Below are 25,918 nucleotides of genomic sequence, written 5' to 3' on the forward strand. Positions count from 1 at the left end.
CTTCACCACTGCCTTGGCGACGCATTGCAAGCCGCCGCCAAGGCGCTTTCAGGGAGTAGGGTATTACTCGACAGCTGCAATGCGCTTCATCAGATCGGCGTAAGGCGCGCCGTACTTCTCGCGTACTGGAGCGGTGGCATCAAAGAAAGGTTTTTTGTCGACCGTGATGAACTCGACACCGGCGGCTTTGAGCTTCTCTTCGCTGGCTGCGGACTTGGCATCCCAGAGTTTGCGCTCTTCGAGTTGGGCTTCCTTGGCCACTTTCTTGACCAGCGCCTGCTGCTCTTCGCTCAACGAGTTCCAGGTGTCCTTCGACATCACCACCGGCTCCGGCAGAATCAGGTGGCCGGTCAGGGTGTAGTACTTGGCGTTCTGGTAGTGGTTGTGCTCAAGCATGGTTGGCGGGTTGTTTTCCGCGCCGTCGATTACCCCGGTCTGCAGGGCACTGAAGATCTCGCCGGTGTCCATGGCAATGCCGTTGGCGCCCATGGCCGTCATCATGTCGATGAACAGCGGGTTGCCTTGAACGCGGATTTTCATGCCTTTGAGGTCTTCGATGTTGCGCACCGGCTTCTTGGTGTAGAGGTTGCGGGTGCCGCCATCCATCCAGGCCAACGCGACCAGGTTGAATTCGGAATTGGTGATCTTGTCGAGAATTTCCTGACCGATTTCACCGTCAATGATCTTGCGCATGTGCGCCTGATCGCGGAACACGAATGGCATGTTGAAGACGTTCACGTCCGGTACAACCGGGCCGACAATGCCGAGGCTGACGCGGGTCATCTGAATCGCGCCGATCTGAGTCTGCTCGACAACTTCTTTTTCCGAGCCGAGTACACCGCCTGGGAACATCTTGAAGCTGATGTCGCCGTTGGTGGCCGCTTCAATCTTCTTGCCCATCGCCTCTTCGGCAACAACGGTTGGATAACCTGCCGGATGAATCTCTGCGAATTTGATTTCCAGTGCGTGAGCAGCACCCGACATGCAGAACATCAGAGGAAGGGCAGCGACGAGCAACTTGCGTTTGAAGTTCATTGGAATCTCCAGTTTTGTTTTTGTTGGTATGCAGTGTTGCGAACAGCGTTGGTTACAGCAGAAAACCCTGGGGCGTCAGCCCCGGAACTCAGGTTCGGGCAAGCCTTTCACCCCCGGTTGCAGAGCAAACACGCCGCCAGCCAATGGCTGGTCGGAGAGGTCGCCGCCGGGACGGATTGAGGTGACGAACAGGGTGCTCAGATCCGCGCCGCCAAACGCGCACATGGCTGGTTTTTTCACCGGTACGGCGAGTGAGCGATCCAGCTTGCCTTGCGGGGTGAAGCGATGAATCAGGCCCTCATCGTTACCGCAGATCCAATAGCATCCGTCGGCATCGACCGCCGCGCCATCCGGGCGGCCAGGGAAATGATTCATGTCGACGAACACGCGACGGTTATGCGCCGTGGCGGTGTCGGTGTCGTAATCGAATGCCCAGATGAGTTGCACGCTCGGGTGAGAGTCAGACAAATACAGGGTGCGGCCATTCGGGCTGAAACCGAGGCCGTTGGGCACGATGAAGCCGTCGAGTTGCTGGCTCAGTTGGCCATCGGCAAACCGATAAAGCGCGCCGGCTGGAATGCCCGCTGCCATGTCGAGCAGCATGCTGCCGACCCAGAAGCGGCCTTGCCGGTCACAGCGGCCGTCATTGAAGCGCATATCAGCGTGGCTGTGATTGACGTTCGCCAGCAAGCGGCTTTGCAGGGTGCCGTCGGCTTGCGGCTGCAGGTCGAAAATGCCGCTCTGCATTGCGCCGATCCAGCCTTTGTTGTCTGCACGATGAGCGATACAGGCGAGCATTTCATCGGCTTGCCAGCTTTGGCTCTGGCCGCTTGCGGCGTGCCAGCAATGCAGGCGGCGCGCCGGAATATCGGCCCAGTAAAGTGCTTGCTGCTGAATGTTCCAGACCGGGCTTTCGCCGACGGCATTTCGGGCGTCGAGTATCAATTCGGCTTGCATGGAGGCGTCTCTTATTATTGTTCGCGGGCCGGGTTAAGTCGCGCCGACTTATTCGAACGGGCCAGCGGCAACAAAAGCGCCACCCTGATACACCGCCGCCGGATCATTGGCTGCAACAGGCGGCTGCGCCTCGACCTTGTCGCGGAACACTTCGGAGCTGTCCTTGGCGTGGAAGCCGAGGTGTGCTGCGTAGCGGTTGTCCCACCAGACTTTGGCGTTATCGGACATGCCGTAAACAATGGTGTGGCCGACATTGGCCGTGAACAGGGATTTTTCGAGCAGTTGGGTGAGGTCGTCAAAACTCAGCCAGGTGGACATCATCCGGCGGTTTTGCGGTTCCGGGAACGATGAGCCGATACGGATGCTGACTGTTTCGATGCCGTAGCGATCGAAGTAAAAACTGGCCATGTCTTCGCCGTAGGATTTGGACAAGCCGTAGTAGCCATCCGGGCGGCGAGGGGAGAGCGCGTCCAGTTCCTGATCCTGCTTATAAAAGCCGATCACATGGTTGGAGCTGGCAAATACTACGCGTTTAACGCCGTGGCGCCGCGCCGCTTCATAAATGTGGAAGGTGCCGCTGATATTGGCGCCAAGAATCTCTTCGAACGGGCGCTCTACTGAAACTCCACCGAAATGCAGAATCGCATCAACGCCTTCTACCAGTGCGTGCACGGCGGCTTTGTCAGACAAATCGCACGGCACAACTTCTTCGTGTGGGCCGCTGGCAGGTTCCAGCTGAGAAATGTCGGAGAGGCGCAGGATGTCGGCATACTGGCCCAGGCGCTGGCGCAGTACCTTGCCGAGGCCGCCGGCAGCGCCGGTCAGCAGGAGGCGGTTAACACGTGGTTGGGCTGATGAGGTAGGAGTCATTAGGCGGCCCTGAATCAAAGATTGTTATTGTTTGTATGGTCATACGTTGTCGTATGACTAGAAGTTGGCTGATTTCAACAGGACTTGTTTGGGATGTCAACGTGACTAAAGTCGAAAAGGCTTGCACATGCGCGTTACGTTAAAGGGTGTAAATCTAGCCGGATGCAGTGAATTGCTGGGCTTATGCGGTGATTTGTGGCCTGTGGATGGCGGTTATATCCATGTTATATGACCGAAATACCAGCGTAATTATTTGCAGCAGCGAACGGTATTCTGTCGGTTGGGGGTGAAAATCCAGTTGGCAATATGTGTAGTTGTACGATAACGTATTTCTTCAGTTTAGTACCTGTACTGACTCACATAACCGTTTTCCCCCAGGGTGTTCGAATAATGAATCCACAAGAACTGAAGTCCATCCTCTCTTCCGGTCTGCTGTCTTTCCCGGTGACCGACTTTGACGCTGCCGGCAATTTCCGTGCTGACACTTATGCGCGTCGTCTTGAGTGGCTGTCGCCTTACGGCGCGTCTGCATTGTTTGCTGCAGGCGGCACCGGCGAGTTCTTCTCGCTGGCCCCCGATGAATATTCCGCTGTTATCAAGACAGCTGTTGATACCTGCGACGGCGGTGTGCCGATTCTGGCCGGGGTCGGCGGCCCGACTCGTCTGGCGATTCAGTACGCCCAGGAAGCCGAGCGTCTGGGTGCCAAAGGTTTGTTGCTGCTGCCGCACTACCTGACCGAAGCCAGTCAGGAAGGCGTTGCCGCTCACGTTGAAGCGGTGTGTAAGTCAGTGAAAATCGGCGTGGTGGTCTACAACCGCAACGTTTGCCGTTTGACTGCGCCGCTGCTTGAGCAACTGGCTGAACGCTGCCCGAACCTGATCGGCTACAAAGATGGCCTGGGTGATATCGAGTTGATGGTGTCGATCCGCCGTCGCCTCGGTGATCGCTTCAGCTATCTGGGCGGCTTGCCGACTGCCGAAGTTTATGCCGCTGCTTATAAGGCATTGGGCGTGCCGGTTTATTCGTCTGCAGTGTTCAACTTCATCCCGAAAACCGCGATGGATTTCTATCAGGCGATCGCCCGTGACGATCACGCCACTGTTGGCAAGATCATTGATGACTTCTTCCTGCCGTACCTGGATATCCGCAATCGCCGTGCAGGCTACGCGGTGAGCATCGTTAAAGCCGGTGCCAAAATCTCAGGCTTCGATGCTGGCCCGGTTCGAGCCCCGCTGACTGATCTGCTGCCTGAGGAATACGAGCAACTGGCTGCTCTGATCAAGGCACAAGGCGCGCAGTAATAAACCCCGGAACCCCTGTTTTGTTCGGGGTTCACTTACATTCGACGTGCCGTTGCATTGCAGCGGCCTGTTATCAGGAGGTCACTTGTGGCTGAGACAAAACGCTTTGAAAACTTCATCGGTGGCGAGTGGGTGGCTGGCGCTACTTATTCGGTAAATCGCAACCCATCCGATCTGGCTGATGTAATCGGCGAATTCGCTCAAGCTGACGCGGCGCAAGTTGAACAGGCTATCGCTGCTGCTCGTGCAGCATTCCCGGCCTGGTCGACGTCTGGTATTCAGGCGCGCAGCGACTCACTGGATAAAATCGGCAGCGAAATTCTCGCGCGCCGCGAAGAGTTGGGCACTTTGCTCGCTCGTGAAGAAGGCAAAACCCTGCCTGAAGCCATCGGCGAAGTCAGCCGTGCCGGTAACATCTTCAAGTATTTTGCCGGCGAATGCCTGCGCCAAGCCGGTGAAGTGCTGGCGTCGGTTCGCCCTGGCGTATCGGTTGAAGTCACCCGCGAGGCGTTGGGTGTTGTTGGCCTGATCACGCCCTGGAACTTCCCGATTGCAATCCCTGCCTGGAAAATTGCCCCAGCGCTGGCTTACGGTAACTGCGTGGTGATCAAACCGGCTGATCTGGTGCCGGGCTGCGCCTGGGCTATTGCCGAAATCATTTCGCGTTCGGGCATCCCGGCTGGCGTATTTAACCTGGTTATGGGCAGCGGCCGGGTGGTGGGCGACGTTATCGTCAACAGCCCGAAGGTCGACGGTGTCAGCTTCACCGGTTCGGTTGGCGTTGGCCGCAGCATCGCTGCAACCTGCGTTGGGCGTCAGGCCAAGGTTCAGCTGGAAATGGGCGGCAAGAACCCGCAAATCATCCTCGATGATGCCGACCTGAAAACGGCGGTCGAACTGGCTGTGCAGAGCGCGTTTTACTCGACTGGCCAGCGTTGCACAGCGTCCAGCCGTTTGATCGTGACGGCGGGTATTCACGACAAGTTCGTTGAGGCGATGGCCGAGCGCATGCGTTCGATCAAGGTGGGCCATGCCCTGCACAAAGACACAGATATTGGCCCGGTTGTTTCGCAATCGCAGTTGGATCAAGACCTGCGCTACATCGACATCGGCCGCGATGAAGGTGCGCGTCTGGTCAGCGGTGGGGGGCTGGTAACGTGCGACACCGAAGGTTACTTCCTGGCACCGACACTGTTTGCCGACAGTTCTGCCGACATGCGCATCAGCCGTGAAGAGATCTTTGGCCCGGTGGCCAACGTGGTTCGCGTTGCCGACTACGAGGCTGCACTGGCGATGGCCAACGACACCGAGTTCGGTTTGTCTGCCGGTATCGCAACCACTTCGCTGAAGTACGCCAACCACTTCAAACGTCACGCTCAGGCGGGGATGGTGATGGTCAACCTGCCGACTGCCGGGGTCGATTACCACGTGCCGTTTGGTGGCCGTAAAGGTTCGTCCTACGGCTCCCGCGAGCAAGGCCGTTACGCGCAAGAGTTCTACACCACTGTCAAGACGACCTATATCGGCTGACTGTAAACGCCTCCCCGCCGTCACAATAGGCGGGGAGGCGCTGCTGCACGGTTTCATGGAATACGCAGACCCTTTATAAAAATAATTTGGGACCCGCTTATGAACGCTTCCGCAACTGCACAAACTCGCGCAACTGCCCCCAAAATTACCGAACTGACTGTCGTGCCGGTTGCCGGTCAGGACAGTATGTTGATGAACCTGTCCGGGGCTCATGGCCCGTATTTCACCCGCAATATCCTCATTCTCAAAGACAGCGCCGGTAATGTCGGTGTTGGCGAAGTACCGGGCGGCGAATCCATCCGCCAGACCCTCGAAGATGCACGCGCTTTACTGGTTGGCCAATCCATCGGCAACTACAACGAAATTCTCAACCGAGTTCGCCGCACTTTTGCTGACCGTGATTCGGGCGGTCGCGGCCTGCAAACATTCGACCTGCGCATCACCATTCATGCAGTGACTGCGCTGGAGTCGGCGTTGCTCGACCTGCTCGGCCAATACCTTGGTGTGCCGGTTGCAGCCTTGCTCGGTGAAGGCCAGCAGCGCGATGAAGTCGAGATGCTCGGCTATCTGTTTTATGTCGGCGATCGCAACCAGACCGACCTCGATTATCGTCAGGAAGACAACGCCGACGACGCCTGGGAACGTGTGCGTAATATGCAGGCGCTGTGCCCGGAAACCATCGTGCGTCAGGCCGAAGCGGCGCATGCGCGTTACGGCTTCAACGATTTCAAACTCAAAGGTGGCGTGCTCAGCGGCGAGCAGGAAGTCGAGGCGATTCGCGCACTGGCTGCGCGTTTCCCCGAAGCGCGTATCACTCTGGACCCGAACGGCGGCTGGTTGCTCAAGGATGCGATTCGCCTGTGCCGTGATCTGCACGGGATTCTGGCCTATGCCGAAGACCCATGCGGCGCTGAAAACGGCTACTCCGGGCGCGAAGTCATGGCTGAGTTCCGCCGTGAAACCGGCCTGCCAACCGCCACCAACATGATCGCCACCGACTGGCGTCAGATGGGCCATTGCATTCAGTTGCAGTCAGTCGACATCCCGTTGGCCGACCCGCACTTCTGGACCATGCAAGGTTCTGTGCGCGTTGCGCAAATGTGCAACGAGTGGGGGCTGACATGGGGCTCGCATTCGAACAATCACTTCGATATCTCGCTGGCCATGTTCACCCACGTCGCTGCCGCTGCGCCGGGTAAAGTCACGGCCATCGACACCCACTGGATCTGGCAGGACGGCCAGCACCTGACTCACAATCCTTTGCAGATTGTGCAGGGCAAGGTGGCTGTGCCTAAAACCGCCGGTCTCGGTGTGCAACTGGATTGGGATGCGCTGGCCAGAGCTCATGAGCTTTATCAGCAAAAAGGGCTGGGTTCTCGCGATGATGCGATTGCCATGCAGTACCTGATCCCGAACTGGAAGTTTGATAACAAGCGCCCCTGCCTGGTGCGCTAAACCCTGGCGTTTGGCCACCACCCGCACACTTTTCCGGTACACGCTTACAGGGCACTCTGGCCCTGTGAGCAAACCCTCTGGGTGTGGGTTGGCGGTCGCTGTACTCCGTTATAAAAATAAGCTGTAGGAGTGTTCGTTCCGTGCAAGACCTGAAACAAACGCGCGTGCGTTACCTGATTTTGCTGATGCTGTTTCTGGTAACAACCATCAATTATGCCGACCGTGCGACCATCGCCATTGCCGGTTCCAGCCTGCAGAAAGACCTCGGTATTGATGCTGTCACCCTGGGTTATGTGTTCTCGGCTTTCGGCTGGGCATACGTGCTGGGGCAAATTCCGGGCGGTTGGTTGCTGGATCGCTTCGGCTCGAAGAAGGTCTATGCGCTGGGCATTTTTACCTGGTCGTTTTTTACCCTGTTGCAAGGTTATATCGGCGAACTGAACGCCTCTACCGCAGTCGTTGGCCTGTTCATGTTGCGCTTTCTGGTTGGTCTGGCCGAGGCACCATCTTTTCCGGGTAATGCGCGCATCGTGGCCGCGTGGTTCCCTACCGCCGAGCGCGGTACTGCATCGGCGATCTTCAACTCGGCGCAGTACTTCGCCACTGTTTTGTTCGCCCCGCTAATGGGCTGGATTGTTTATACCTTCGGCTGGCAGCACGTATTTATCGTCATGGGCGCTGCCGGGATTATCTTCTCGGGCATCTGGCTCAAAGTTATCTACAGCCCGCGCGAGCACCCGCGAATCAACGCGGCTGAGTTGGATTACATCGCCAGCAATGGCGGCCTGGTGGATATGGACCAGCCGAAAAAGGCGGGCGCCGATGTCGGACCAAAGTGGGATTACATTCGTCAGCTGCTGACCAACCGGATGATGCTCGGCGTCTATCTCGGCCAGTACTGCATTAACGGCATCACCTATTTTTTCCTGACCTGGTTCCCGGTGTATCTGGTGCAGGAACGCGGCATGACCATTCTCAAAGCCGGCTTCATTGCCTCGCTGCCTGCGGTGTGCGGTTTTATCGGCGGTGTGCTCGGCGGGGTGATTTCCGATTACCTGCTGCGTAAGGGCCATTCCCTGACATTCGCGCGCAAGGCGCCCATCGTCTGCGGCTTGCTGCTCTCGACCAGCATGGTGCTCTGTAATTATGTCGAGGCCGAGTGGATGGTGGTCGGCTTCATGGCGCTGGCGTTCTTCGGCAAGGGTGTCGGTGCGCTGGGTTGGGCCGTGGTTTCAGACACCTCGCCCAAGCAAATCGCCGGGCTCAGTGGTGGCCTGTTCAATACCTTTGGCAATCTGGCTTCGATCACCACGCCCATCGTCATCGGTTACATCATCAGCGCCACCGGTTCGTTCAAATGGGCGCTGGTGTATGTCGGTGCCAATGCCTTGATTGCAGTTATCAGTTATCTGGTGATTGTGGGTGATATCAAACGGGTTGATCTGCAGGAGCCACCTGTTGATTCAGCAAAACCCGATTCCGATACCGCCATCCTTTCTCACGCCTGATTTGTAGGAGTCTGCGTTATGTCGCAGTTAATTGAACATTCTGACTCGCCGCGTTTTATTCGCCTGCATCCACAGGACAACGTGATGGTGGTGGTTAACGATCAGGGCGTTCCGGCCGGCACCGCGTTTGCCGAAGGCCTGGTCACCGTTGATCACATCCCGCAGAGCCATAAAGTGTGCCTGGAAGATGTTCCCGAAGGCGGGCGCATTATCCGATACGGCCAGACCATCGGTTACGCCAAGCAACTGATCCCGTGCGGCAGTTGGGTGCGTGAAGATCAGTTGCGCATGCCGACCGCGCCGGAGCTGGCCAATCTGCCGCTTTCAACCGACGTGCCCGAGGCGCAGGAGCCACTCGAAGGCTATAGCTTCGAAGGCTATTGCAATGCCGATGGCACTGTCGGTACGCGCAACATTCTCGGTATTACCACCACCGTGCAATGCGTGACCGGTGTGCTCGATCATGCGGTCAAGCGCATCCGTGAAGAGCTTTTGCCCAAGTACCCGAATGTGGATGATGTGGTCGCGCTGACCCACAGCTATGGCTGCGGCGTGGCGATCACCGCGACTGACGCTTACATCCCGATTCGTACCGTGCGTAATCTGGCGCGCAACCCTAACTTGGGTGGCGAGGCGCTGGTGATCAGCCTGGGCTGTGAAAAACTTCAGGCCGAGCAGGTTATGCATCAGGGCGACAGCTCGGTTGATCTCACCGACCCGTGGTTGTATCGCCTGCAAGACTCGTCGCACGGCTTCGCTGAAATGATTGAGCAGATCATGGAGTTGGCTGAAGTCCGCCTGCGCAAACTGGATCAGCGCCGCCGCGAAACCGTGCCGGCCAGTGAGCTGATTCTGGGCATGCAGTGTGGCGGCAGCGATGCCTTTTCGGGGATCACCGCCAACCCGGCATTGGGCTATGCCTCGGACTTGCTGCTGCGCGCCGGTGCCACGGTCATGTTCTCGGAAGTCACCGAAGTACGCGACGCCATTTACCTGCTGACCTCGCGTGCCGAGAACAAGGAAATTGCCAGCGAACTGGTGCGTGAAATGGACTGGTACGACCGATATCTGGCCAAGGGCGAGGCGGATCGCAGCGCCAACACCACGCCGGGCAACAAGAAGGGCGGCTTGTCGAACATTGTGGAAAAATCGCTGGGTTCAATCGTCAAATCCGGCAACAGCGCGATCAATGGCGTACTTGGCCCAGGTGAACGCGTGACCCGCAAAGGCCTGATCTTCTGCGCCACACCCGCCAGTGATTTTGTTTGCGGCACCTTGCAGCTGGCTGCCGGTATGAACCTGCACGTATTTACCACCGGGCGCGGTACGCCGTATGGTTTGGCCATGGCGCCGGTGGTTAAGGTATCCACCCGCACCGAGCTGGCGCAGCGCTGGCCAGACCTGATCGACGTCGATGCCGGTCGCATTGCAACTGGCCGCGCGAGCATTGAAGAGCTGGGTTGGGAGTTGTTCCACTATTACCTGGATGTGGCCAGCGGCAAGAAGAAAACCTGGGCTGAACACTACAAACTGCACAACGACATTACCCTGTTCAACCCGGCGCCAATCACCTGATCGCGCCTGCTAAAAGGAGTGTGTATGCAACGTCTCAATGTACTGCAAGTGGGGGCGCTTACCGAGCGCTTCAATCAACGTCTTGCTGACGAGTACAGCGTGACTGCTCTTTGGCAGCAGACTGATCCGCAGGCGTTTCTGGCCCAGCACGGCGGTGAGTTCGAAGTGGTTGCCACTTCGGCGCGCTTCGGCTGCAGCGCTGAATTATTGGCGCAACTGCCCAATGTGAAGGCCATTTGCAGCTTTGGTGTGGGCACCGATGCGTTGGCGGTCGACGTTGCCCGTGATCGCGGCATTGCCGTGAGCAATACCCCTGATGTGCTCAATGACTGCGTGGCCGATCTGGCCATGGGCCTGATTATCGACACCGCACGCGGCATGAGTGCGGCGGATCGATTCGTGCGTGACGGCGGCTGGCTGATGGGCAACTTCCCGTTGGCGCGCAGCGTGACCGGCAAGCGTTTGGGCATTGTCGGCCTGGGCCGCATCGGTCAGGCCGTGGTCAAGCGTGCGAGCGGTTTCGACATGCAGGTGCGTTATCACAACCGTCGTCAGGTTGCAGGCTCACCGTTAACCTACGAAGCGGATATGCTGGCGCTCGCCGAGTGGGCGGACTTTCTGGTCCTGACCTGTCCCGGCGGCGTTGCCACGCATCATCTTATTTCGGCAGCCGAACTGGCCGCGCTCGGCCGCAACGGCATTCTGATCAACGTGGCGCGCGGTTCGGTGGTCGATCAGCAGGCCTTGGTCAGCGCTCTGAGCAACGGCACGCTGGGCGGCGCCGGGCTCGATGTATTTGCCGAAGAGCCGTTGGTGCCAAGCGAGTTGCTGGCGCTCGATAACGTGGTGCTTCTGCCGCACGTTGGCAGTGGCACCGCCGAAACGCGCTTGCGCATGGAAGAGTTAGTGCTGGCCAATATGCTGGAATATGCCCGTTACGGGCGATTGGTCACCCCGCTGTAAAGGTCCTGGGTTATACCTGATTCGTCGAGACGCACGCCGTCCGGCAAATACACTTCACTGGCCACAAGCCTTTGCGGTGTTCTTACCAGCAGTTCAATCTGCAACATCCCCAAGGGTGCGCCACAAGCGCACCCTTTTTAATGGGCATGCGGCTGGGATGGTTTGGCTACAATAGCGACTCACTTCTTGCGCAGTGCAGCCCATGGATATCGACCTGACCCGTACTTTTCTGGAAATTGCCCGTCACGGCAGTTTCATTGCGGCGGCCGAGCGTCTGCACCTGACCCAGACGGCCGTCAGTGCGCGGGTTCAAAAACTGGAAAGCCACCTCAATTGCACACTGTTCATCCGTAATCGGGCCGGGGCGAAACTTACCGCCGATGGCGAAGCATTTGTCGTGTTTGCCACCCAGATGCTTGAGACCTGGGACGCGGCGCAGCGTGAGCTGCCGCTACCTGACGGTTTCCACCATGTGTTGCATCTTGGGGCGGAGGTCAGCTTGTGTAATCCGCTGATGCTTAAGTGGATCGGTGCGTTGCGCGAGCAAATTCCCAGCTATGCAATCCGCACGGAAATGGCGGAAGGCATGACGCTGTTGCGCCTGCTGGAGCGCGGTGTTCTCGATGCCGCCGTGGTGTTCAAACCCGAATACTGGCCTGGCCTGCAGGTTGAGCAGTTATTCGAAGAAAAGCTGGTCATGGTGCGTGCGGCCAACCCAGACCCTTATGTTTATGTGGACTGGGGCGAAGGCTTTCGCCGTCAGCACGACAGCGCCTTGCCTGATAAGGCCAAGGCTTCGGTGAGTATCAACCTCGGCCCCTTAGCGCTACAGCACATTCTTGAAAATGGTGGCTCGGGCTATTTCCGCTCCCGCGTGGTCGAAAGCTACATCGAGAAAGGTTATCTGCAACGTGTACCCAAGGCGCCGGAGTTTAGTTTTCCGACGTATTTGGTCTATTCACGGGAGCGTGACTCCCAGACGCTGCAACACGCGTTCAGCGCGCTGCGCGAAGTGGTCGCCAGTGATACCGACTGGTCGCAGCGTTGGGAGCCGCTGATTTAAAAAGGCAGCGACTCAAGCGTATTTGCTCAGCCCAGATGGCTGAGCAAATCGCGGTGCAGGGCAGCAATCAGGTCGGACTGAGTAATGACGCCGACCATCTTGCCATGCTCAATTACCGGCAGGCAGTGTAAGCCCCGATCAGACAGCAGCGGAATCAGCTCAACGGCGTGGGCATCACTGTTTACGCAACTCACCGGGCTGCTCATGATGTCGCTGAGAACGACCTCATCACGTTTGCGCAAACCGATCCAGCGGCGCTTTTTCGCCATTCTCAGGCTGGGCGTGACCAAGTCGACCAAGCTGACGATGCCGACCAAGTGGTATTTCTCATCGAGAATCGGCAGCGCTTTCAAATGGTGCAACAGCAGCATGCGCAGGCCTTCTTGCGCACTCGTCTGGGGGTTGGCCCAGATCACATCGCGCGACATGACCTGTGACGCGCGAATATCCCCCATGCTGCGGCGCAGCGCGTGTTTCTCGGTGCTGCGGATAATCGTTTCGAGGTCCTCGCGGGTTACGTCAACAAACTCGCCAAGTTCATCCAGCGCCTGATCCAAATCTTTGCTGGTAATACCCACGCGCGACTGCGGTGCAGGGTCACGCGTGTGGTGATCCCCGGATGCTGGCGCTGCTGCTGGCTGGCGCGGATAGCGCACACGCGTGAGGTTGTTGTAAATCAAGGCGCAACAAAGCAAGCACGCACCACTGACGATCACCGGCAAAAATGCCTGCAAACCCATTTCACTGAGTTTGGGGTTGGCGAATACCACGCAGAGTGTCAGTGCGCCGCCGGGTGGATGTAAGCAGCGGACGGTGCACATGAGTATCAGTGTGAGGGTCAATGCGGCGCTGGCGCTGAACAGGCTGTAGCCAAAAAAATGGGTAATGCCGAGCGCGACCAGAGTGGCGACCAGATAGCTGCCAATAATTGACCAGGGCTGCGCCAGTGCGCCGGATGAAACGGCAAACAACAGCACGGCTGAGGCGCCCAGAGGGCCGACCAGATGCTGGGCTGTTTCAAGGCCAAAGAGAACACTGCATAACCAACTGCTCAACAGCAGTGCGGCTCCGGCGCCGAGAGCGGCACGGATCCATTCGCTGGGACGGGTATGTATCGGGGCCGGTTTGAAGGCACGCAGCCAGGCCGTAAAATGTTGTGAACGAGTCATAAACCAAGGTGCTTTCGACAATAGAGTAAATATAAAAAAGGCTCACCATCATACTGGAGAGCCTAAGCCGTGCCTAAAGACACCGCAGGTACCATCCCTGGTTATGGAACTGTTGCGTGTTAAGCGTCAAAGAAGTCGCCGTGTTCGAGCTCTGCTTCAGCGACGGGGTTGAACACATGATCACAATGCAAGCTGGTTTTCGCTTCTACGCGTCTGGCAGCATCGGGATCGTCGGCAAACGGTAGCAAGCCCGCTTGTATCAACTCCTCGTCATTGTTCAGGTAAAGACTGCGATACAAGCCCCAGACTGAAATTATGCTGGCGATACAGATAATCAACAGGTGCATGGTTGTCTCCTCAGGCCACTGCCGGTTCGTGAGCGGCGTCGATGCGCAGGTTTTCCACGGCGTGCCCTGCACGGATGGTCATCCAGGCGTTAAAAGCCATCAGCAGCATGCCGCTGGCGAAAATTCCGCCGCCGATCAGGCGCACCAAGTAGCCGGGGTGACTGGCTTGCAAGCCTTCAACGAATGAATAAGTCAGCGTGCCATCGGCGTTTACTGCACGCCACATCAAACCTTGAGTGATGCCATTGACCCACATGGCCGCCAAGTACAGCACGGTGCCAATGGTTCCCATCCAAAAATGCACGTTGATCAGCCGGATGCTGTACATCTGGCTGCGCCCATACAGCTTGGGCAGCATGTGATACAGCGCGCCAATGGAGATCATCGCGACCCAACCCAGCGCCCCTGCATGCACGTGGCCAATGGTCCAGTCTGTGTAGTGCGAGAGTGAGTTGACGGTTTTGATCGCCATCATCGGCCCTTCAAACGTCGACATGCCGTAGAACGCCAAGGCCACCACCAAAAAGCGCAAAATCGGGTCTTCGCGCAATTTATGCCACGCTCCTGAAAGCGTCATCATGCCGTTGATCATGCCGCCCCAACTGGGCGCCAACAACACCAGCGACATGGCCATGCCGATAGACTGCGCCCAGTCAGGCAGTGCGGTGTAATGCAGGTGGTGCGGGCCAGCCCAAATGTACAGGGTGATAATCGCCCAAAAATGCACAATCGACAGGCGATAAGAATAAATGGGGCGCTCGGCTTGCTTGGGCACGAAGTAATACATGATGCCGAGAAAGCCCACGGTCAAAATAAAGCCGACCACGCTGTGGCCATACCACCACTGAATCATGGCATCGGTGGCGCCGGAGTAGACCGAGTAGGATTTGAACAGGCTTACCGGAACAGACAAGTGATTAACCACATGCACCATGCCCGTGACGATGATGAAGGCGCCAAAGAACCAGTTGCCGACGTATATGTGCTTAACCTTTCTGCGCGCAATAGTGCCAAAGAATAAGTAGCCATAAGCCACCCAGACCACTGCAACCAAAATCGCAATCGGCCATTCCATCTCGGCGTATTCCTTGGACGTGGTAATGCCCAGCGGATAGCTGATGACCATTGCCAGAATGCAGGCCTGCCAGCCCCAGAATACAAAGCGGGCCAGGCCATCGGAAATAAGCCTGATCCTGCTGGTGCGCTGCACCACATACAGCGAGGTGGCAAACAGCGCGCTGCCGCCAAAGGCAAAAATCACCACGTTGGTGTGAATCGGCCGCAGGCGTCCGAAAGTCGTCCACTCAAGACCGAAACTCAGCTCCGGCCAGACCAACTGGGCGGCGATAAACACGCCCATGAACATGCCGATAATCCCCCAGAACAAGGTGGCCAGAGTAAAACGTCTGACAACCTCGTAGTTATAGGATTGGTCAATTTGGGTACTGCTTTGAATAGGCATTTTAATCCGTCGCACGCAGAGGTTCTAAGGGCCTTGCCTTCGGCTTTTGGTGAGGTAGTTGGTATTGCCGAAGGCCTGATACGGTCGTTTCAGGCCATGCACAAGGGCTAGACGGATAGTGTGCGGGTTACGGATAGAATCATCCAATGAATGATATTGGCTTATAAGTGCATTTTTATTGATATTAAATACTGGGCTCGAGGGAGAACTAAATCACCTTAACGGCGCGGCCAATAAACTGGATCGGGCCAGTCGGTTTGCCTGTTGGTGAACCGGTCGGGCTCTCCAGCGTTAGCTCGAACAATTGGTTGGGCGCCAAGGGCGGTAGCTTGTCCAGCGAGATCGACAAGCTTTGCCCCGGCGTCACCAGACCCAGCGAAACCGGCGCTTGCCAGTCATCCCCTTTGGTCCAGAACTGCAGGGCTTTGTCTTGCGGGATTTCTGCCACCCCTAACGGAATCAGCTGAATTTCCTCGCGGTTACTGGCTTGAACCACCCAGCCCGGCGCTTTGTCTTGCGGGGCAACCAGCACCACCAGATAACTCGGCTCACTCACCGCCGCGCCGCGCAGCATCAGCACGCTGGCCAGAACCACGCTGGCAGCGATACCAGCACCGGCAAGGCCGCGCCAGAGTGGCAGCATGTTCCACCACGATTGAGTAGCTGGCTGAGCAGGGGTTTGCCTGCGGGCACTGTTAACGCTGCGTTCGATCCGCCGCCACAACAGCGGCGAAGGTTGTTGGCTTTCAGCTTGCGCTGTGAGGTCGAGCAAACGCTGTTCCCACGCGTCCACGGCCGCGCGCAACTCAGGCTCGCTGGCCAAGCGCTGGCGTACCTCGTCGCGTTGTTCGGCGCTGAGCGTGCCGAGCACGTATTCACTTGCCAGTTCGTCGATTGCTTGCGGGCTCATCCCATGCACTCCCGCAGGGCCGACAGGCTGCGCTTGATCCAGGCTTTGACGGTGCCTAACGGGGCGCCCAGTTTCGCGGCGATTTGCGCATGCGAATAGCCGTCAACGTAAGCATGTAGAATGCAGTTGCGGCGCGCCGGTTCGAGCAGGTCGAGGCAGTTGTAGATTCGTCCGCTGTGTTCACGGTATTCAAAGGAGTCGGCGATAACCGTTGCCGAGTCGTCGGGCAGGGCGTTTTCGTCAAACTCGCTGGCTGAAGCATTGCGGGCGTTATCGCGCATAAAATTAAGCGCCAGATGGCGGGTCACGCTGAATATCCAGCCACGGGCGGAGCCTCTCGACGCGTCATAGCTGGCCGCACGCGCCCAGATTTTGATGAACGCATCATGCACGATGTCTTCAGCCAGAGCAGTGTCGCGTACGATGCGCAGGGCCACGCCGAGTAGGCGGGCACTTTCCTGGTCGTATAGGTTGTGCAGCGCTTGCTGCTCGCCTCGGGCGCAATCAGCTAAACACGCTTCGTAGTCGAAGGAAGGCTCAGGTACGGACAATAGTTTCGGGCGCCGGCAGTCTTTGGATACCCCAGCCTGTTCGGCCGGGGAGGTGTCTGAGCAGATTAGCCGAGTTTGCACCGTGCGTAACCTGCTCATGTCTACCAGCTTAGCTGGCGGTCCAGAAAATGTAGTCGGCCTGATACTTGACGATTTCCTGGCTGCCCTTGTTGGCGGTGGTGCACGGCTTGCTCGGCGCTACGCCGCCCTTGATAGCAACGCGTTGGATATAGCTGACGCCAGTCATTGCGCCCTTGCCCTCGGCAGGGTTGGCTTTGACCAACTGGTAAGGAATATTGCCATCGCCCGCAGGCGCGACAGCCATTTGTGTGCCGGTGATTTTCGAGCCGTCTTTGGCCTGCCATGTGGCTGGTGGACCGAAATAGTCGCCAACCTGTTTGCCGCTGCGATCATTCAACGCCGCTTTTGGCCCGACAAACACCCACTCGGTTTCGCCTGCGGCACTGGCCTTGTCGCGGCACTCATAGGTAATTTCGCCGACGCCTACTGTTTCCAGCGCAATTTTATTGCCGGCGGGGACCTTAATGGTGTCTGGCAGGTCCATTTGTGCATAGGCGGTCGAAGTACCAACCAACAGGCTGCTGGCGATGAGGGTGATACTGGCAAGGCCGAGATTCTTTTTAACGTTCATGCGAGTCACTCCAGAGTGGCAAAAGGAGCAGCAAATAAGTGGCTGCTACTGGTACTACCCGCCAGAGCGGAAATTGGATGCAGGCAAAAGAAAATATTTTTTTGCAGCGCTCCAGGTTCATGCCACATCCGCCACCAAAGTTGCCCGGAAGGTGCGAACAGGCCGCTTTTGAAGAGTTGTCAGTCAACTGCGACGTGTGTTTGGTCGTAGCCGTCTATTCTCTAAATTCAAACCAAGAGCCAGGAGTATTCAAATGGGATCGGAAATCATCGGGCTGATAATCCTCGCGCTGGATATCTGGGCGATTATCAACATCGTTAAAAGCAACACGGACACTGGCAAGAAAATCTTGTGGGCGTTACTCGTTCTGTTCCTTCCGGTAGTCGGTTTGATCATCTGGGCGCTGATGGGGCCTCGGGGGAATGTTAAGGTCTAGCGTCTGGGGGCGATTCGCGGCGCTTGTTTTGTGCTGCGTGTGCGCTCCCGCAAATTCTGCTCAAACCACTGTTGAAGCGGCTTGGCAACAACTGCGCAGCGGGTCTGCGCTGCTGTTGCTGCGCCATACAGATGCGCCGGGGCTTGGCGATCCGGCGAACTTTACCCCTGGCGATTGCTCCACTCAGCGAAACTTGAGCCCGCTCGGCCGTGAGCAAGCCGCGCGCTGGGGCAGGTTGTTGCAGCAGCAGGGCATAGCGCCGCTGCGCATTCTTTCCAGCAGTTGGTGCCGCGCGATTGATACCGGTAAAGGCATGCATGTTGGCAAGGTCGAGACGCTGCAAGCGCTCGATTCGTTTTTTACCGAGCGAGACAACGCAAACCGCCAAACCCAGGCGCTTATTGCCCAGATCAACGCTCTTGAGCGCAGCCAGCGGCTGGTGCTGATTTCCCATCAGGTCAACATCACAGCCCTTAGCGGCATCTATCCGGCGTCTGGCGAGGGGCTGATTCTGGCTTTGCCACTCACCCAGCCGCCCACGGTGCTGGCGCGCATTGCGGCGCCCTGAGTCGAATGCTTTGAAGTACGTTCAGCGTAAACCTGCAAATTCGCTGTTTTGCGCCACCCATCACATGCACTGAATCCGCAGTGAACTCATTCCAATTTACGGTTGTCAGTCTGTAGTCGGCCTCGCGGAAGGGGGATGGCCAGTCGCCATTGGGTGGCTGCGCGATCGCCGTTCTTCACAACGCTCAATGCCTAAAACAAATGGCCAGGCCGATTGTTATCACGCTCGTTTTTCGGGCTTCATTTTTAAGCTACGTGAAGATATTTACCCATGTCCCTATCTCGTCATTTCTCCGCTTGCGTCTCCTCCTTCCAGAAACCTGTACTCGGCGCCTGCTTGCTAGGCGGCTTGCTGATGGGCGGTACCCAGGCACAGGCCGAGGAGAGCAATGACAATGCACGCTGGGTCAGTGACAGCCTCAGTACCTACGTTCGCAGCGGCCCCACGGATGGCTACAGGATTGTCGGAACACTCACCTCGGGCGAGCGCGTCGAACTGCTCAACACCAAAGGTGATTACAGCCAGGTCCGCGGTCAGAGTGGCAGCACCGTGTGGATTCCGAGCCGCGACCTGCAAGACGTACCGGGCCAGGCCGAGCGCCTGCCGATGTTGGAGCAAAAGGTCACCGAGTTGAGCACAGAACTGGACGGGATTAACGAGACCTGGAAAACCCGCGTCAAAGGCATGCAAGAGACGATGGATGCGCGCAAAAAGCTGATTGATGAGCTGCAAGCCGCGCGATCATCGCTGGACAGCGAATTGACCCAGGCGCAGTCGCAAGTGCGTGAGTTGCAGGCGCAACTCGGCGGCGAAAACAAACAAGTGCTCATGCAGTACATGATCTACGGCGGCAGCATCGCCGGCGGTGGATTGTTGGCCGGTTTGATCTTGCCGACCATGTTGCGCGTACGCCGCAAGCGTAATGATCAATGGGTTTGATGCCGCAGCGGTAACGCCTTAAACGGAGGTTGGAATCCGCAACGCGGCTTCCGACATGACGGCCTGACGGTTTGATCCGTGATTGTTGGGGTGGCGTAAATGGCCTGACGGATCGCGGCGCTTTGCTTCGCCATCCATCCTCCGGATATATGTGGGGTTTGTGGGTTGGGTGGTTTTGGTTTTGTGGTTGTGGAGGTTGGAATCCGCAACGCGGCTTCCGACATGACGGTCTGACGGTTTGATCCGTGATTGTTGGGGGGCGTGTATGGCCTGACGGATCGCTGCGCTGCTCTTCGCCATCCATCCTCCGGATATACGTGGGGTTTGTGGGTTGGGTGGGCTGCGGCGTTTCGGTTTGGTTGCGGAGGTTGGAATCCGCAACGCGGCTTCCGACATGGCGGTCTGACGGTTTGATCCGTGATTGGTGGGGTTGGGTGAATGGCCTGACGGATCGCGGCGCTTTGCTTCGCCATCCATCCTCCGAATACACGTGGGTTTTGTGGGTGGGTTTTGGCTTTGTGTTTGTGGAGGTTGGAATCCGCAACGCGGCTTCCAACATGGCGGTCTGGCGGTTTGATCCGTGATTGGTGGGTTGCGTGTATGGCCTGACGGATTGCGACGCTGCGCTTCGCCATCCATCCTCCGGGTATACGTGGGTTTTGTGGGTTGCAGGTTTTACGGGGTTTGGCTTTGTGTTTGCGGAGGTTGGAATCCGCAACGCGGCTTCCGACATGGCGGTCTGACGGTTTGATCCGTGATTGGTGGGGTGGCGTAAATGGCCTGACGGATCGCGGCGCTGTGCTTCGCCATCCATCCTCCGGGGATATGTGGGGTTTGTCGGTTGTGTGGATTGCGGCGATTGCGCCGCAATCCTTTCACCTACTCTGCGGTTTTAAATGCCGTAATTCGCCAATTCTCTTGCGATCAACAGGCGCTGCACTTCGCTGGTGCCTTCGTATATCTGGGTGATGCGGGCGTCGCGGTAATATTTCTCTACCGGATAATCTTCCAGATAACCGTAGCCACCATGTATCTGCACGGCGCTGGAGCAAACCTTTTCGGCCATCTCCGAGGCAAACAACTTGGCTTGCGATGCTTCGGACAAACACGGCAAGCCTGCGGTCTTGAGACGCGCTGCATGCAGGATAAGAAGCCGTGCGGCGTTGAGCTGCAGGTGCATGTCGGCGAGCATGTTGCTGATGCTTTGATGCTCGCTTATCGGTTTGCCGAACTGGGTACGTTCACGCGCATAGAGCAGGGCGGCTTCGAATGCGGCGCGGGCGATACCCAATGCCTGGGCCGCGATGCCGATGCGTCCACCTTCCAGATTCGACAAGGCAATGGCCAGGCCTTTACCGCGTTCGCCGAGCATGTTGGCGGCCGGTATACGGCAATCAGTCAGCGTCACTGCGCAGGTGTCTGAGGCCTTGATGCCCATTTTGTGTTCTGTACGCTCAACGCAGAATCCGGGCGTGTCCGTCGGCACCAGAAATGCCGACAAGCCTTTCTTGCCTAACTCGGGATCGGTGACCGCAAAGACAATGGCCAATTGCGCACGCTTGCCGTTGCTGACGAATTGCTTGGCGCCGTTAAGCACCCATTCTTCGCCTTGCAGTTCGGCGCGGGTGCGCAGGTTGTGCGCCTCGGAACCGGCCTGGGGTTCGGTCAGGCAGAAGCAGCCAATGGCTTTACCGCTGGCCAGATCAGGCAGCCAGGTTTGTTGCTGCTCGGTGCTGCCGTATTTAAGCAGCGGCCCGCAACCCACCGAGTTGTGGATGCTCATCAGCGCGCCCACAGCGCCATCGCCCGCTGAAATCTCCTCAACCGCCAGCGCGTAGGCAACGAAGTCGATGTAACTGCCGCCCCATTCTTCGGGCACCACCATGCCGAGCAAGCCAAGCTCGCCCATTTGCGTGACCAGTGCGTCGTCGATCCAGCCGGCTTTTTCCCAGGCTTGTGCATGGGGCGCGATTTCGCGGCGGGCAAAGTCACGGGCCATGTCGCGGATCATCCGCTGGTCTTCTGTGAGTTCGAGGTCGTGCATCACATTTCTCTCTTGTTCTACTGTGCTGCGAATAAACCTGAAGCGCTGCGCGGGCTATGCCTTGGCAGTGCGTGCGGTGTTCTTGTTGGTTGCCTGGGGGCTGAAAAAGCCATCAACCCAGTTCGGGTCAATTTCATCGAGTGTGGCGGGGTTCCAGCGCGGCTGTCTGTCCTTGTCGATAATCAACGCGCGAACGCCTTCCATGATGTCGCCCTTGTCGAACCACTGTTCTCCCAAATGCAGTTCCATGGCAAAGCACTCAGCTATTTTCAGCTGATGACCACGACGCAGCATTTCCAAAGTCACGCTCATGGCCATTGGCGAGCGCTGTTCGAAAATCTCAAGCGTGGCCTGTGCCCAGGCCTTGTAGGGTGCGCGCGACTCATTGCGCAGCGCAGTGCGCATAGACGTCAGATCGGGCAAGGCAAAGACCTGATCAATAACCGCCTGCAGACCCTGCAACTCGGGCGCTGGCAGCTTATTTACCGCGAGTGTGGCGATCAGGCTGCGCAGGGCTTCGCGGGGATGATTGGTCCACTGCATGTTGTCGAGGCAGCGGTCGAACTCCTCCAGCATGCTGGCGGGCAGGCAATAGTCGGCCAGCCGGGCATATAGCGCATCCTGAGCGCGGACTTGCAGGCCGGTAACGCCCAGATAAGTGCCCAGCTCACCCGGCAGACGCGACAGGAAATAGCTGCCGCCGACATCCGGGAAATAGCCGATTGCGGTTTCCGGCATGCCCATTTTTGTGCGCTCGGTGATCACCCGCAACGTGGCGCCCTGAACCAGGCCCATGCCGCCACCGAGTACCAATCCGTCCATCAGGGCGACAACGGGTTTCGGATACGCGTGAATCTCCTGATCGAGCACATACTCTTCTGCGAAGAATACTTCGTGCTCGGTTTCACCGGCCTTGACGTTGTTGTAGATGGCCCGAACATCGCCCCCGGCGCAGAAGGCTTTTTCACCGTTTGCGCGGATCACTACGGCGAGCACATTCGGGTCGTTTTTCCAGGCCTCGAAGCGTTCGGCCAACAGGCGCACCATCGGCAGTGTCAGTACGTTCAGGCCGTCTGGACGATTGAGCGTCAGATGGCCGATGCGGTTGCGTACTTCGGCCAAAACCGGTGCCTGTGCATCACTCATATTCAACCCTCTTGCTTGCTGTACAGCTTGATGATGGCGGAAAAGTCCAGGCCGCCATTACCTTGCTGGCTGAAGGTTTGATAAATCTGCTGGGCTGCTGCGCCAAGCATCACCGGTTGGCGTGCTTGCTTCGCCGCCTCGGTGGCAAGGCCCAGATCCTTGAGCATCAAGTCTGTGCCGAAACCGCCGGTATAACCGCGTGAAGCCGGCGCCGTTTCGATGACGCCGGGGAATGGGTTGTAAGTGTCGGTGCTCCAGCAACGGCCACTGGAGGTGTTGATAATCCCGGCGAGGACTTTCGCGTCCATGCCCAGTGACACGCCCAGATTCATCGCTTCGGCGGCGCCGATCATCGAAATCCCCAGCAGCATGTTGTTGGCGACCTTGGCCACTTGGCCGTTACCGGCGCCGCCGCAATAAACGATGTTCTTGCCCATGGCCGCGAGAATCGGTTGCGCACGATCAAAGTCGGCTTGTTCGCCGCCGATCATAAAGGTCAGGGTGCCCGCTGCTGCGCCGCCTGTGCCGCCCGATACCGGCGCATCGAGCATCGGGTTGCCGTGCTTGACCGCAGCGCCCGCCACTTCACGGGCGCTGATCGGATCGATGGTTGAGGAGTCGATCAGCAACACGCCGGCTTTGACATGGGCCAGCAGGCCGTCTTCGCCAAGGTATACAGCCTTCACGTGTTGCGAGGCCGGGAGCATAGTGATGATCACTTCGCAGTCGCCCTTGGCCATCTCGGCAGGCGAGCCGACAGCGCTAGCGCCTGCTTCGACAAGGTGCTTGACCGAGGCTGCAACGAGGTCGAATACACTCAGTTGGTGGCCCGCTTTCAGCAGATTGAGGGCCATTGGCCCACCCATGTTTCCCAGACCCAGAAAGCCGATTTTCATGATCGTTACCTATTGATATTGTTGTTATCGGAACGCTGCCAGCAGCGTTTTAGCTGTTTAGCGGTGTTTGAATTCGGGCGCTCGCTTGGCAACAAAGGCGTTCATGCCTTCTTTCTGATCGGCGCTGGCGAAGATGCCCTGAAACACCCGGCGCTCAAAACGCACGCCTTCACTGAGGTTGGTTTCAAAAACGCGGTTGATGCATTCCTTGGTCAGCAGCACGCTTGGCAGCGATTTTTCTGCAATGCCCTGCGCCAGCTTCAAGGTTTCTTCAAGCAGCGTCTCGGCTGGGAAAATCCGCGCGACCAGACCGGCACGCTCGGCTTCTTCGGCGTTCATCATGCGCCCAGTCAGGCACATGTCCATGGCTTTGGCTTTGCCCACGGCGCGGGTTAAGCGCTGGCTGCCACCAATGCCCGGCAGCACGCCGAGATTGATTTCCGGCTGACCGAAACGGGCGTTGTCGGCGGCGTAAATCAGGTCGCACATCAGCGCCAGCTCACAGCCACCGCCCAAAGCGTAACCGCCAACTGCCGCGATCAGCGGTTTACGCCGCGCCGCGATGCGGTCGGCCGGGCCAAACAGATCGTCCAGATAGGTCTGCGGGTAGCTGAGTTCAGCCATTTCCTTGATGTCGGCGCCAGCAGCGAAGGCTTTGGCCGAACCAGTAATGACCATGCAGCCAATATTCGGGTCTTGCTCAAGCTGATCGAGTGCCAGATTGACTTCGCGTACCAGCTCACTGTTCAAGGCGTTGAGCGCCTGTGGCCGGTTAAGAGTGATCAGGCCAACTCGGCCCTGGATGTCCAGCAGGATGGTTGCAAATTCCACGCGATAACTCCTGTTCAGCAGATGGCAAAAGGGCGGCTGTATTCACACAGCCGCCCAGCAGATTACTTGAGGGTGATGGTGGTGTTCACCGTCGAGCCTGTTTCATCCTCATCAAACCAGCGCTGAGTAACGGTTTTGGTTTGTGTGTAGAACTGCACCACTTGTTTGCCGTAAGGCCCCAGATCGCCGAGCTTGGAGGCACGTGAACCGGAGAAGGAGAACAGCGGTACAGGCACCGGAATCGGTACGTTGATGCCGACTTGACCGACATCAATGTCTTCCTGAAAGCGTCGTGCAGATGCGCCCGAACGAGTGAAGATGGCGGTGCCGTTGCCATTCGGGTTGGCGTTGATGATGTCGATGGCTTCATCCATGGTCGCCGCGTTGATGATGCACAGCACCGGGCCGAAAATTTCTTCGCGGTAGATGCTCATCTCGGGGCTGACATTGGTGAAGATGGTCGGGCCGACAAAGTTGCCGTTGGCATAACCGGCAACCTGCGGATTGCGACCGTCAAGCGCCAGCGTTGCGCCTTCTTGCTCGCCGGTGGCGATCAGGCTGCTGATACGGTCCAGCGCCGCGCACGACACCACAGGGCCAACATCGGTGCCGGCTTCGGCGCCCGCATTGACCTTCAGTGTCTTGGTCTTTTCGATCAGTTCCGGCACCCACTTTTGCGCCTCACCGACCAGAATCACCACGCTCAAGGCCATGCAACGCTGGCCTGCGGCGCCGAATGCTGCACCGAGCAGGTTATTCAGGGTTTGTTCTTTATTCGCGTCCGGCATGATGATCGCGTGGTTCTTCGCGCCCATCATGCACTGCGCGCGCTTGCCGTTTTGTGTGGCGCGGTTGTACACATGGGTGCCGACTTTGGTTGAGCCGACGAACGACACCGCTTTGATATCGGGGTGATCGCAAATCATGTTCACCACGTCCGCGCCGCCGTGCACCACATTGAGCACACCGGCCGGCACGCCCGCTTCCATAGCCAGTTCGGCCAGACGCATGGTCACCATCGGGTCTTGCTCGGAAGGCTTGAGGACGAAGGTATTGCCAGTGGCAATGGCCATCGGGAACATCCACAGCGGAATCATGGCCGGGAAGTTGAACGGCGTGATGCCGGCGCACACGCCAAGCGGCTGGTTCAGGGTGTAGGTGTCGACGCCGTTAGCGACGTTATTCGCCAATTCGCCGAGTTGCAGGTTACCGATGGCCGAGGCGTGCTCGACCACTTCGAGACCACGGAATACATCGCCTTCGGCGTCCGGCAGGGTCTTGCCCTGTTCGGCGGTAAGAATGGCCGCCAGCTCCTGCATGTTTTCGCGGATCAGTTGCTGGTACTTGAGGAAGATTCGCGCCCGCGCGCCAATCGGGGTCTTGCGCCAGGTCTTGAAGGCTTCCTTGGCGCTGGCAACCGCCGCATTCATCTCGTCTGGCGTGGCAAACGGTACGCGGGCCAGGACTTCCTGAGTGGCAGGGTTGACGATGTCGCGCCACTGGCTGGTCTTGGACTCGACCAGTTTGCCGTCGATGAGCAGCTTGACGGTAGGCACTTGAGTAGTCGTATTCATTGTTGTTATGACTCCTGTAGAAAACAGCGCAGAGGTAATTGCTCTCAAAGCAGGTGCTACCTCAACAGCCAGCGGTGCAGTGAGAGGTCTTGAGTTGATCCTAGCAGCGCGTTTTTACCCGTATCAATTGGCATA

At 57.8% G+C, this 25,918-nt stretch carries 24 protein-coding genes; 10 read left to right on the forward strand and 14 right to left on the reverse strand.

The features are described from left to right. Positions 1-63 precede the first annotated feature (63 nt). From PMYSY11_RS06010 to PMYSY11_RS06020, 3 genes are all read right to left on the reverse strand, one after another. Complete coding sequence (locus PMYSY11_RS06010) at positions 64-1,035, reverse strand: TRAP transporter substrate-binding protein (protein WP_090512826.1); 972 nt, start codon at positions 1,033-1,035, stop codon at positions 64-66. A gap of 75 nt (positions 1,036-1,110) precedes the next feature. Then, positions 1,111-1,992 (reverse strand): SMP-30/gluconolactonase/LRE family protein, encoded by an 882-nt coding sequence (locus PMYSY11_RS06015; protein ID WP_150548600.1) that lies wholly within the window; start codon positions 1,990-1,992, stop codon positions 1,111-1,113. Positions 1,993-2,040: 48 nt separating this feature from the next. Continuing rightward, positions 2,041-2,862, reverse strand: coding sequence for an NAD-dependent epimerase/dehydratase family protein (locus tag PMYSY11_RS06020; protein ID WP_150548601.1), 822 nt, complete (start codon positions 2,860-2,862; stop codon positions 2,041-2,043). Positions 2,863-3,252: 390 nt separating this feature from the next. Here PMYSY11_RS06020 and kdgD point away from each other — a divergent pair, with 390 nt between their 5' ends. The 7 genes from kdgD to PMYSY11_RS06055 all read left to right on the forward strand — a co-directional run bounded on the left by kdgD (position 3,253) and on the right by PMYSY11_RS06055 (position 12,258). Then, positions 3,253-4,164 carry a 5-dehydro-4-deoxyglucarate dehydratase gene (gene kdgD, locus PMYSY11_RS06025; RefSeq protein WP_069900404.1) on the forward strand — a complete coding sequence of 304 codons (912 nt, stop codon included), beginning with the start codon at positions 3,253-3,255 and terminating at the stop codon, positions 4,162-4,164. A gap of 87 nt (positions 4,165-4,251) precedes the next feature. Further along, the gene (locus PMYSY11_RS06030; protein ID WP_069900403.1) at positions 4,252-5,694 is read left to right on the forward strand and encodes an aldehyde dehydrogenase family protein; all 1,443 of its coding nucleotides are present in this window, start codon (positions 4,252-4,254) and stop codon (positions 5,692-5,694) included. Between the two features lie 99 nt (positions 5,695-5,793). Then, complete coding sequence (gene gudD / locus PMYSY11_RS06035) at positions 5,794-7,149, forward strand: glucarate dehydratase (protein WP_150548602.1); 1,356 nt, start codon at positions 5,794-5,796, stop codon at positions 7,147-7,149. Between the two features lie 140 nt (positions 7,150-7,289). After that, the gene (locus PMYSY11_RS06040) at positions 7,290-8,657 is read left to right on the forward strand and encodes an MFS transporter (protein WP_150548603.1); all 1,368 of its coding nucleotides are present in this window, start codon (positions 7,290-7,292) and stop codon (positions 8,655-8,657) included. Between the two features lie 18 nt (positions 8,658-8,675). Next, positions 8,676-10,232: a galactarate dehydratase gene (garD, locus tag PMYSY11_RS06045; RefSeq protein WP_150548604.1), complete on the forward strand. Its 1,557-nt coding sequence runs from the start codon at positions 8,676-8,678 to the stop codon at positions 10,230-10,232. 24 nt (positions 10,233-10,256) lie between these two features. Beyond that, the gene (locus PMYSY11_RS06050) at positions 10,257-11,195 is read left to right on the forward strand and encodes a 2-hydroxyacid dehydrogenase (RefSeq protein ID WP_150548605.1); all 939 of its coding nucleotides are present in this window, start codon (positions 10,257-10,259) and stop codon (positions 11,193-11,195) included. A 202-nt stretch (positions 11,196-11,397) separates the two neighbouring features. After that, a complete protein-coding gene (locus tag PMYSY11_RS06055; protein ID WP_069900398.1) occupies positions 11,398-12,258 on the forward strand; it encodes a LysR family transcriptional regulator in 861 nt (286 codons plus the stop codon). Between the two features lie 26 nt (positions 12,259-12,284). Here the strand turns inward: PMYSY11_RS06055 and PMYSY11_RS06060 are convergent, their stop codons facing one another. The 6 genes from PMYSY11_RS06060 to PMYSY11_RS06085 form a co-directional block, all read right to left on the reverse strand. Then, complete coding sequence (locus tag PMYSY11_RS06060) at positions 12,285-13,427, reverse strand: HPP family protein (RefSeq protein ID WP_069900397.1); 1,143 nt, start codon at positions 13,425-13,427, stop codon at positions 12,285-12,287. Positions 13,428-13,546: 119 nt separating this feature from the next. Beyond that, positions 13,547-13,774, reverse strand: a complete 228-nt coding sequence (locus tag PMYSY11_RS06065; protein WP_150548606.1) for a hypothetical protein — start codon at positions 13,772-13,774, stop codon at positions 13,547-13,549. Between the two features lie 10 nt (positions 13,775-13,784). After that, positions 13,785-15,236 carry a cytochrome-c oxidase, cbb3-type subunit I gene (ccoN, locus tag PMYSY11_RS06070; protein WP_090512801.1) on the reverse strand — a complete coding sequence of 484 codons (1,452 nt, stop codon included), beginning with the start codon at positions 15,234-15,236 and terminating at the stop codon, positions 13,785-13,787. Between the two features lie 208 nt (positions 15,237-15,444). Next, the gene (locus PMYSY11_RS06075; protein ID WP_150548607.1) at positions 15,445-16,146 is read right to left on the reverse strand and encodes an anti-sigma factor; all 702 of its coding nucleotides are present in this window, start codon (positions 16,144-16,146) and stop codon (positions 15,445-15,447) included. Further along, positions 16,143-16,697, reverse strand: coding sequence for a sigma-70 family RNA polymerase sigma factor (locus tag PMYSY11_RS06080; protein WP_075723370.1), 555 nt, complete (start codon positions 16,695-16,697; stop codon positions 16,143-16,145). The genes PMYSY11_RS06075 and PMYSY11_RS06080 overlap by 4 nt, the downstream gene beginning before the upstream one ends. Before the next feature lie 109 nt (positions 16,698-16,806). Further along, the gene (locus tag PMYSY11_RS06085) at positions 16,807-17,349 is read right to left on the reverse strand and encodes a DUF3455 domain-containing protein (protein ID WP_150548608.1); all 543 of its coding nucleotides are present in this window, start codon (positions 17,347-17,349) and stop codon (positions 16,807-16,809) included. Positions 17,350-17,602: 253 nt separating this feature from the next. Between PMYSY11_RS06085 and PMYSY11_RS06090 the strand changes: the two genes are divergently transcribed. The 3 genes from PMYSY11_RS06090 to PMYSY11_RS06100 all read left to right on the forward strand — a co-directional run bounded on the left by PMYSY11_RS06090 (position 17,603) and on the right by PMYSY11_RS06100 (position 19,292). Then, complete coding sequence (locus PMYSY11_RS06090; protein WP_069901022.1) at positions 17,603-17,785, forward strand: PLD nuclease N-terminal domain-containing protein; 183 nt, start codon at positions 17,603-17,605, stop codon at positions 17,783-17,785. Positions 17,786-17,900: 115 nt separating this feature from the next. Then, on the forward strand, positions 17,901-18,353 hold the full coding sequence (locus PMYSY11_RS06095; protein ID WP_239655542.1) for a histidine phosphatase family protein: 453 nt from the start codon (positions 17,901-17,903) through the stop codon (positions 18,351-18,353). A gap of 270 nt (positions 18,354-18,623) precedes the next feature. Beyond that, a complete protein-coding gene (locus PMYSY11_RS06100) occupies positions 18,624-19,292 on the forward strand; it encodes a TIGR04211 family SH3 domain-containing protein (RefSeq protein ID WP_069901018.1) in 669 nt (222 codons plus the stop codon). A gap of 892 nt (positions 19,293-20,184) precedes the next feature. Here the strand turns inward: PMYSY11_RS06100 and PMYSY11_RS06105 are convergent. The 5 genes from PMYSY11_RS06105 to PMYSY11_RS06125 form a co-directional block, all read right to left on the reverse strand. Next, positions 20,185-21,336, reverse strand: a complete 1,152-nt coding sequence (locus PMYSY11_RS06105; protein ID WP_150548610.1) for an acyl-CoA dehydrogenase — start codon at positions 21,334-21,336, stop codon at positions 20,185-20,187. Between the two features lie 54 nt (positions 21,337-21,390). Continuing rightward, on the reverse strand, positions 21,391-22,482 hold the full coding sequence (locus tag PMYSY11_RS06110) for an enoyl-CoA hydratase/isomerase family protein (protein ID WP_150548611.1): 1,092 nt from the start codon (positions 22,480-22,482) through the stop codon (positions 21,391-21,393). 2 nt (positions 22,483-22,484) lie between these two features. Further along, on the reverse strand, positions 22,485-23,378 hold the full coding sequence (gene mmsB, locus PMYSY11_RS06115) for a 3-hydroxyisobutyrate dehydrogenase (protein WP_150548612.1): 894 nt from the start codon (positions 23,376-23,378) through the stop codon (positions 22,485-22,487). Positions 23,379-23,435: 57 nt separating this feature from the next. Next, positions 23,436-24,209 (reverse strand): enoyl-CoA hydratase, encoded by a 774-nt coding sequence (locus tag PMYSY11_RS06120; protein WP_150548613.1) that lies wholly within the window; start codon positions 24,207-24,209, stop codon positions 23,436-23,438. 62 nt (positions 24,210-24,271) lie between these two features. Then, positions 24,272-25,783 carry a CoA-acylating methylmalonate-semialdehyde dehydrogenase gene (locus tag PMYSY11_RS06125; protein ID WP_150548614.1) on the reverse strand — a complete coding sequence of 504 codons (1,512 nt, stop codon included), beginning with the start codon at positions 25,781-25,783 and terminating at the stop codon, positions 24,272-24,274. Positions 25,784-25,918 lie beyond the last annotated feature (135 nt).

Origin of the sequence: Pseudomonas marincola (genome assembly GCF_900682675.2) — a bacterium.
GTDB classification, from domain to species: Bacteria; Pseudomonadota; Gammaproteobacteria; order Pseudomonadales; family Pseudomonadaceae; genus Aquipseudomonas; species Aquipseudomonas marincola.

Coding starts and splice junctions, on each gene's coding strand:
- PMYSY11_RS06110 (WP_150548611.1), bottom strand. CDS start 22,482: ATGAGTGATGCACAGGCACCGGTTTTGGCCGAAGTACGCAACCGCATC.
- PMYSY11_RS06050 (WP_150548605.1), top strand. CDS start 10,257: ATGCAACGTCTCAATGTACTGCAAGTGGGGGCGCTTACCGAGCGCTTC.
- garD (WP_150548604.1), top strand. CDS start 8,676: ATGTCGCAGTTAATTGAACATTCTGACTCGCCGCGTTTTATTCGCCTG.
- PMYSY11_RS06010 (WP_090512826.1), bottom strand. CDS start 1,035: ATGAACTTCAAACGCAAGTTGCTCGTCGCTGCCCTTCCTCTGATGTTC.
- PMYSY11_RS06065 (WP_150548606.1), bottom strand. CDS start 13,774: ATGCACCTGTTGATTATCTGTATCGCCAGCATAATTTCAGTCTGGGGC.
- PMYSY11_RS06060 (WP_069900397.1), bottom strand. CDS start 13,427: ATGACTCGTTCACAACATTTTACGGCCTGGCTGCGTGCCTTCAAACCG.
- PMYSY11_RS06020 (WP_150548601.1), bottom strand. CDS start 2,862: ATGACTCCTACCTCATCAGCCCAACCACGTGTTAACCGCCTCCTGCTG.
- PMYSY11_RS06015 (WP_150548600.1), bottom strand. CDS start 1,992: ATGCAAGCCGAATTGATACTCGACGCCCGAAATGCCGTCGGCGAAAGC.
- mmsB (WP_150548612.1), bottom strand. CDS start 23,378: ATGAAAATCGGCTTTCTGGGTCTGGGAAACATGGGTGGGCCAATGGCC.
- PMYSY11_RS06075 (WP_150548607.1), bottom strand. CDS start 16,146: ATGAGCCCGCAAGCAATCGACGAACTGGCAAGTGAATACGTGCTCGGC.
- gudD (WP_150548602.1), top strand. CDS start 5,794: ATGAACGCTTCCGCAACTGCACAAACTCGCGCAACTGCCCCCAAAATT.
- PMYSY11_RS06085 (WP_150548608.1), bottom strand. CDS start 17,349: ATGAACGTTAAAAAGAATCTCGGCCTTGCCAGTATCACCCTCATCGCC.
- kdgD (WP_069900404.1), top strand. CDS start 3,253: ATGAATCCACAAGAACTGAAGTCCATCCTCTCTTCCGGTCTGCTGTCT.
- PMYSY11_RS06125 (WP_150548614.1), bottom strand. CDS start 25,783: ATGAATACGACTACTCAAGTGCCTACCGTCAAGCTGCTCATCGACGGC.
- ccoN (WP_090512801.1), bottom strand. CDS start 15,236: ATGCCTATTCAAAGCAGTACCCAAATTGACCAATCCTATAACTACGAG.
- PMYSY11_RS06090 (WP_069901022.1), top strand. CDS start 17,603: ATGGGATCGGAAATCATCGGGCTGATAATCCTCGCGCTGGATATCTGG.
- PMYSY11_RS06100 (WP_069901018.1), top strand. CDS start 18,624: ATGTCCCTATCTCGTCATTTCTCCGCTTGCGTCTCCTCCTTCCAGAAA.
- PMYSY11_RS06055 (WP_069900398.1), top strand. CDS start 11,398: ATGGATATCGACCTGACCCGTACTTTTCTGGAAATTGCCCGTCACGGC.
- PMYSY11_RS06105 (WP_150548610.1), bottom strand. CDS start 21,336: ATGCACGACCTCGAACTCACAGAAGACCAGCGGATGATCCGCGACATG.